The organism is Collinsella sp. AF05-9, assembly GCF_003465595.1.
Classification (GTDB): Bacteria; Actinomycetota; Coriobacteriia; order Coriobacteriales; family Coriobacteriaceae; genus Collinsella.
Map to the genome: position 1 here is coordinate 1 of NZ_QSBB01000054.1, position 7,059 is coordinate 7,059.

Annotated in this window: 6 protein-coding genes and 1 pseudogene; all 7 read right to left on the reverse strand. The window is 69.9% G+C overall.

The annotated features are described in order from the left end of the window. Positions 1 to 146 precede the first annotated feature (146 nt). Positions 147 to 878 carry a class B sortase gene (locus DWV43_RS09625; protein WP_117818397.1) on the reverse strand — a complete coding sequence of 244 codons (732 nt, stop codon included), beginning with the start codon at positions 876 to 878 and terminating at the stop codon, positions 147 to 149. A gap of 72 nt (positions 879 to 950) precedes the next feature. Then, on the reverse strand, positions 951 to 3,095 hold the full coding sequence (locus DWV43_RS09630; RefSeq protein WP_233539261.1) for a VaFE repeat-containing surface-anchored protein: 2,145 nt from the start codon (positions 3,093 to 3,095) through the stop codon (positions 951 to 953). A gap of 183 nt (positions 3,096 to 3,278) precedes the next feature. After that, positions 3,279 to 3,677, reverse strand: a pseudogene (locus DWV43_RS10575) (thioester domain-containing protein); the annotation flags it as partial. Between the two features lie 12 nt (positions 3,678 to 3,689). Continuing rightward, the gene (locus DWV43_RS09635) at positions 3,690 to 4,148 is read right to left on the reverse strand and encodes a hypothetical protein (protein ID WP_042433176.1); all 459 of its coding nucleotides are present in this window, start codon (positions 4,146 to 4,148) and stop codon (positions 3,690 to 3,692) included. 109 nt (positions 4,149 to 4,257) lie between these two features. Continuing rightward, positions 4,258 to 5,259, reverse strand: coding sequence for a hypothetical protein (locus DWV43_RS09640; protein ID WP_216400469.1), 1,002 nt, complete (start codon positions 5,257 to 5,259; stop codon positions 4,258 to 4,260). 2 nt (positions 5,260 to 5,261) lie between these two features. Next, complete coding sequence (locus tag DWV43_RS10285; protein ID WP_199412431.1) at positions 5,262 to 5,960, reverse strand: hypothetical protein; 699 nt, start codon at positions 5,958 to 5,960, stop codon at positions 5,262 to 5,264. Positions 5,961 to 5,990: 30 nt separating this feature from the next. Continuing rightward, on the reverse strand, positions 5,991 to 7,059 hold a 1,069-nt coding region (locus DWV43_RS09650; RefSeq protein ID WP_199571380.1), incomplete at its 5' end, for a glucosaminidase domain-containing protein.

Below are 7,059 nucleotides of genomic sequence, written 5' to 3' on the forward strand. Positions count from 1 at the left end.
TCCAAGGGTTATACCCTAAGAGCAAACCACCCCTTTTAGGGGTGGTTTTGATTGTGCGATTTCGATTTCCCACGGCTAGTCCCGGTCGTCGTCGCCGGCTGCGCAGCAGGCGTAGGCCGTGAGCGTGAGGAGCCCCATGAGGAGCCCTATTCCGAAGGGCGCGAATCCCATCCTTCCACCTCCTTCGCGTAGACGACGGTGCGCGAGTTGCTCGTCTGGTAGCTGCACGTCACGAAGGCCCAGGCCTGCGCGATGTCCGCCGGCTCTTCCAGGACGACCTCGCACCGGGACAATTTGTCCCCGAGGTAGGCGGCGAGCTCCGCCGCGTCGGCGAAGTCGGTCCGCTTGCCCTCCGAGCTCGCGTCGACCACGTCGGCCGCGAAGACCTTGAGCTCGATCGCCTTCTCGCGGGTGTAGATCCGGATGGTGCGGTGCCCCTCGGCGAAGTCGCGCGACGAGTACTGCGCGAGCGGCGCGAACATGGTGCCGTCGGACATGTGGTGCCCGTACACGATGACGAGCGGGCTTTCGGCTCCCTGCGCGCAGCCTGCGTCGATGTAGGGAGCGCCCCATGCGGAGCGCTCGCCGTTAGCATCGTGCGTGAGGTAGAAGTCGGGCGATTCCGACCGGCCCTGGACGATCGGGTAGTCGACGGTCGTGCCCGGCACGCGCACCCATGCGACGACGGAGGCGGGAAGGACGTCCCAGTCGATTCCGCCTCCCGTCTCTTGAGCCTCCATTTCCGCGTCCTCTTCCGCAGCGGGCACCTCGTGCACCACGTATGGGTTCCTCTCGGGCTGCGGCAAGACGGCGAGCGCCGCCAGCGCCAGCAACGCCACGGCGACGGCGAGCGCCGTGGCGGCTTTCCCTTTGTCCATGTCCTCCCCCGTTCGCAGGGGAGGCCCCGGGCGAGCGCCCAGGGCCTCCGGTTCGGTATCGATGCGCTGCCGCTACTCTTCCGGCTTTTCGGCCGCCTCGTCCTTGCTCGCGGCCGCCTTGCGCTTGCGATACGCAAGCACTCCGCCCGTACCCGCCGCAGCTGCCAGAGCGATGCCCGCGGCCACGGCGTAGCCGGTGCCGTCGGGGGCGTCGGCCCCGGTCTTGGCGTAGGGCTCCTCGGGGACCTCGGGCGTGTCGGGGTTGTCCACGACGACGCTCTGCTCGGCGGAGTCGATGTCCTCGTGGGCCGCAACGACGTTGCCGGCGGAGTCCAGGACCTTCTCGAAGACGACGAGCTCGTCTCCCTCGGCCAGGCCCTCGGTGTCGAACTCGAAGGTCACCTCGACGGTGCCGGAGGGCGCCTCGGGCTCGAAGGGCGTGCGCGCGGTCACCTCGTTGCCGTCCTTGTCGAGGAACGGCTCTCCGGTGCCCTTGTCCATGAGCGTGCCCACGGCGATGTAGGTCTCGCCGGGGACGAGGCCCTTGTAGGCCACCGTGTCGATGACCTTGGCCTTGCCGGCCTCGATGACCTGGTCGCCGTCGGCGGCGTCGGCCGCCTGCGTGCCCACCTCGACGGCGACGTGGACTGTCTGGCCCTCGTCGGAGAGGTCCGCGTGCGACGCCACCTCGGCTCCCTCCTTGCGTAGGCTCTCGAACACGACCAGGTCGCGGCCGCCGAGCAGGCTCGCGTCGAAGGAAATCTCGACGTCCCGGCTGCCCGTCGAGAGCGCGGGGGCGAACTCGGCCTTGGCCTCCACGGGCACGCCCGAGGCGTCGGCCACGGGCTCGCCGGTCGCCTTGTCGACGAGAGTGGCCGAGAGCTCGTACTCCTCGCCGGCCTTCAGGCCCTCGTAGGCGACGGCGTCGACGACCTTGGCCTCGGCGTCGGCCGAGACGTCCTTGTCGCCGTCCGCCCCGTCCTTTGCCGTGGTGGAGATGCGCGGGCCCTCCTGGTCGTCGAGGCCCATCCACACGGCCTTCGCGACCGTCGAGTCGCGATCGATCCAGAAGCTCCTCGTGATGAGCTCGAGGCCCTCGTTGGCATCGCAGCGCAGCTCGGTCATGGTGTAGGCGCCGTACGGCAGGGCCGCCAGCGAGTCGTCGACCGGCGCCGAGGAGCCGTCCTCGCCGAGCGAGAACCAGATGCCGGCCTTCGGGTCCATGTCGGCGACAGCAATCGGGCCCTCATGGCCGAGCAGGGCGTCGTTGGCGTTGGTGTCCCTCGAGTGCCTGTTCCAGCTGCTCGCGGTCGACGCGTCGCCGTTGCGGTCCGTGACCAGCACGTGAGTCTCGCCGGTGGCCGCGTTCTCGATGGCGAACGGGACCATGAGGCCGGCGTTGTCGGACTCGCTCTTCTTGGAGAGCTCGAGGTCGTTGCGCACCACCTGGTCGCGGAACTCGAGCGCGGCGCCGTCCGCGGAGGCGCTCACGATCTCGCCGCCGGTGCGGACCTCGAAGGTGCGGGGCTCGCCGTCGGTCAGCAGGTAGCCCCCGTTCGTCGCCGTCTCCCGCACGTCGTAGGTTCCGTACGGCAGTGCGTCGGCCGCGGTCTGCGCGGTGTAGGCGCCGGCCTCGTCGTTCCATGCGGTGGTCAGCGTGGCCACGGCTTCGCCCGGCTCGCGCCATTCGCCGTCAACGAGGACCTTGTGCGCCGAGCGGTTCGTGACGGTGAACTCGATCCCGTCGAGGCCGGGGTGCTCGCCAGGCGCCTCCTTGTGGCCGCTGCCCGCGAGCGCCTCGGACGCCTGCAGCTCCTTGTCGGACTTGGTCACCTGCACGCCGCCGCGGAAGACCTCGTCGGTCACGGGGTCGCCCGTGAGGTCGGCCACCTCGCTGGCCTTCACGGTGAACGTGACGGAGGCGTCGCTGGCGTCGTAGCCCTCGGGCGCGCCGGACTCGACGATGCGGTAATTGCCCGCGGGAAGTGCGTCGGCGCCGGTCGCGGCGACGTGCGACCCGTCCTCGGGCGCGGTCTTGATCGTGGCGCATACCTCGCCGTCGGCGTAGTACTTGCCGCCGACCAGCACGTAGCGGCCGGTCTCGTTAACGACGGAGAAGCTCGCGCCGTCGAGCGAGGCGTCGCCCTGGGGCTCCGCGCCCGCCTCGGAGTCCGTTTTGACGACCTTGACTCCGCCCGTGGACCAGCTGAAGCTCACGAGCGTCTGGGAGCCGCCGCCGGTCCTGACGCAGAACGCCTCGAACCCGGCGGATACCTTGCCGGCGCCCGCCTTCATCTTGGCGAAGGTCCCGCCGATCAGCTCGGACTTCGCCCAGGAGGCGAACTCGGCGCTCGTGCCGTGCGTGGCAGCCGACTCGGACCCAGAGTAGGCGTAGGCGATGAGCACATGGCTCGCCGCGGCGTACTTCGCGTCGTCCCAGCCGCCGCCGTCGTACCAGCTGCCCGGGAACATCGACGCGTCGAAGCCGGGAGAGCCGAACGAGTACCAGATCGCCGCTGTCACGTCGCCGCTCGACACGGGGCTCGTCGAGTAGGAGCCCGGCGCGGGCGTCGGGGACGAGGGCTCGGCGCAGTAGGCGATGTTCCCGTCGGCGCTCATCCACGTGGTGGCGAAGCCGCCGTAGGGGATCTTGCCGCCGATGGACACGTCTACCGTGCTCGGCGCGGCGTAGGCGGGCGAGGCCGCCACGGAGGCGAGCAGCGCCCCCGCCGCCAGGATGAGCGCCATGGCGCATCGGAGGAGCTTTTCCTGCAGGGTGCAGTCTTTCGCTGCGTTCATCTTTCCGCCTCCCTATCTCTCGACGCTTCGCTGTGCGCGGGGCGCCTCGTGCTCGGCGGCGCGGCTCGCCTGGCGGGCGTGCTCGGCGCGCTCCGCGAGGTAGCGCGAGCGCCCTGCGTCAACGGCCTCCTTGAGCTGCGCCGGCATGACCTTCACGGTGTCCTTGACCGCGCGGCCGCCCTCGTCGAGCTCGGGCTGGCCGTCCGGGCCCATCACCGTCTTCCTCAGCCACACCTCGCGGTTCGCGAGCAGCGGTATGTCCCGGAAGTCGGCCCCCTTGAAGCGGCTCTCGTTAACGAACATGGGGCTGAACTCGTAGCCTCCCACGTCCACGCCGTCGACGACGGTGCCCTTGGGAAGGGTCGCCGAGTTGAAGGTCCTGGCCTCGCCGGTCGCGCGGTCGGTGTACTCGATGCCCTCGCGCACGAAGCTCTTGTGCAGCGAGAGGTACACGTTCTTCCTCTCTTCCATGTCTTTCCTCCTTTTCGTTTTCAATCGGTCCTTGTCTTCATCCGCCGGGACGCGTGCCCCGGCGCGGCGCCCCTATCTCATGGCGACCGCCCCCTTCCTCGCTTTTCCGCTAGAAGCCGCTCACGATGTCGCGCGCCCAGGAGCCGCTCTTCACGAGGGCCAGGATGAGCAGCACGCACATGGCCAGGTACTGCAGCGCGTAGGTGAGCCCGTTCGCGACCGCGTCGGCCGGGGTGCCCGTCCCGGGGTTCGCCCCGGTGAGCCCGCCGAGCACGAGCGGGAACGATATGAGCAGCACGAGGATGATGACGCCGGCGATGCAGACCGCCCCGAAGCTCTTCAGGTAGCCAAGGCCTATCTGGCGCGTGGCGTCCATGCCGAGGAACGCCAGCGGGATCGGGGCGAACGCGGCCATGATGTAGAGCTGGAGCGCGCGGGCCCAGCAGACCACGAGGGCGACGACGTAGGCCGCCAGCACCACGACCCAGCTGATGAGGCTCACGACGAGCATGGCGATGAGCGACGGGATGTCGTCGTCGGTGGTGACGACGGACACCTCGGGCAGGTCGAGCGCGCCTCCGGCGCCGAAGAGCGCCTCGACTCGGTCGATGGCGAGCCCGCAGACCTCGTAGATCGACGCCATCAGGTCGAAGCTGTTCTGTATGAGGAACAGGAACACGGCGAAGAACACGAGGAGGAAAACGACCTCCTTGACGCCGGGAAGGCTCTGGCTGCCGTCCATGCGCTGGGAGATCTCGATGAGCTTCAGGGTGAAGACCAGGCCGAGCACCCCGCACCCGATCGGCAGGATGGCAACCTGCCACACGCCGCGGGCGACGTCGTGCATGGTCAGGTCGCTCGAGCTCGTGAGCATGTGCGCGAAGTCGGCCGAGAGGATCCCGTTCGCGCCGATCGACCCGAGCACGCCCGTCTGAGCCTTGAACATCCAGTTGCAGCAGTCGCGCAGAAGGCCGCACAGCCAATCGTTGACGTCCCCGGCTATGTCGGCGTATGCCGGCTGCGCGGGGACGAGCAGGAGCGCGCAGAGGGCGAACGCCGCCGCGGCGGAGATGGCGAACGCCCTGCGGCGCTGCGCCTTGAGCGCCCGCACGGCTACATCGCCTCCAGCGAGCCGCCGCGCGAGACCACGGTGACCACCGTCGAGGCGGGGTCGTCGAGCGTGAAGGTCGTCGACGCGACGTTCCCGGCGTAGTCGAGCCACACCTCCTTGTCCCAGGTGGCTCCCGCCGCCTGCGGGGACACCTCCGCCGCCTTCCCGGCGACGGCCTCCTCGATGGCGGCGGCATCCGCGCCCAGCGCCTCGGAGAGGCGGTCGTCGGTGCCGGTCACGGAGAACGCTCCGCCTTGCGCCCTCTGGGGCACGTAGGCCTGCGTCAGGAGGTCGCATGCCAGGGTGCGGGCGTCCCCGCCGCCCGAGACCTGGATGAGCGACAGGCCTCCCGCCTTGTCGCCGGTTCCCTTGACCTCGATGGGCACGCTGAGCACGCCGCCGGCCTCGGAGGGCTCCTCGGCCGAGAAGAACCAGGCGCGCTCGGTGCCGCCCGCGCTCTCCACCATGGCGCCCTCGACGATCCGCAGCGTGGCTGTCGGGTCGTCGGCGCCCGTCCACGCGGTGTTCCAGAGCGCCTCGGCGCCCGAGGCGGCCTTCCCGGTTGCCGCGTCGGCGCCTGCAGCCGCGGGCTGCTCTTGCTCCTGGGGACTATCCTGCGCGCCTTCCTGCGGGGCGATGGCGCAGCGCGCCGCGCCCGCGCCGAGCGCCACGGTGAGCGCGCCTGCCGCGACGGCGGCCATGACCCTTGACTTTCCCTGCATTGGTTTCTCCTATCTCGCGGTGAGCGCGCAGCTGAAGCTGCCGATGCCGCTCGCTATGCGGCACATGTCGCCCGTTCGCGGCTCGTGTATGTACCTGTCGTCGCCGATGTAGATGGCCACGTGGCCCGAGCGGTAGAGGATGTCGCCGGGCTTCGCCTCCGAGAGCGGTATGCGCCTGAGCTCCTCGTACTGGGAACCCGTGTAGTGGCTTATGCGGATGCCCGCCTGCGCGTAGCAGTACTGCGTGAGCCCGCTGCAGTCGAGCGCCTTGCCGGGGGTCGAGCCTCCCCACACGTAGGGCACGCCGAGCTGGCTGTACGCCGCCTCGACGATCGCGTTCCCGTTCGCGGCCGGGTCCTTCAGGTCCTCGACCGTCATGGAGTCGAGCCGGTAGAGGCCCCATTGCGCCATGATCGACTTCAGGGACTCGACGTAGGACGAGTCGGTCGCCCAGCCGGCGTCCTTGAGCCCCTCGGCCATCCTGTCCGAGTCGTGCCTCTCGATCGCCTCCCGGATGAGGGCGTTGCCCGAGTAGCGCTCCGCCTGCAGGAAGACCCTGCTGCGGAAGCGGATGCACTCGGCGTCGCCGGTGAAGCGGATGAAGCTCGCCGTGATCTGGGTGTGCTCGCCGGGCACGTACTCCTCGCTGGTGGCCCAGTTCGCCTTGCCGGCCACCTCGGGGCAGCCCGCGTAGCCCGACCACCACTTCATGCCGAAGAGGTTGTGGTCGCGCTCTGCGAGCTGGCTCATGCGGTCGCCCTGGCCGGACTCCTGGATGATCTGCGCGATGGTGCAGCCCGCCGGGTGCCCGTACTCCTCCTGGCACTCGAGCGCCGCCTCGACCATCTCGTAGGTGATGTAGGGCGGCAGCCCCTCGAGGCCCTGCTTGGAGGCCGCGTCGTCCCAGAAGCCGAACAGCGCGCTCAGCAGCTGCGCGACGGCGAGCGCGCAGGCGACGAAGGCCACGATGCCGGCCACCGCCCCGAGCAGGGCGGGCGCCGCGCCCGAGACCGCGCCCGCGATCGCGGAGGCGGCGCCCTTCGACCCCGCGGCTCGGGCCGCCTCGCCCGACGCCTGC

Coding starts and splice junctions, on each gene's coding strand:
- DWV43_RS10285 (WP_199412431.1), bottom strand. CDS start 5,960: ATGGCCGCCGTCGCGGCAGGCGCGCTCACCGTGGCGCTCGGCGCGGGC.
- DWV43_RS09625 (WP_117818397.1), bottom strand. CDS start 878: ATGGACAAAGGGAAAGCCGCCACGGCGCTCGCCGTCGCCGTGGCGTTG.
- DWV43_RS09635 (WP_042433176.1), bottom strand. CDS start 4,148: ATGGAAGAGAGGAAGAACGTGTACCTCTCGCTGCACAAGAGCTTCGTG.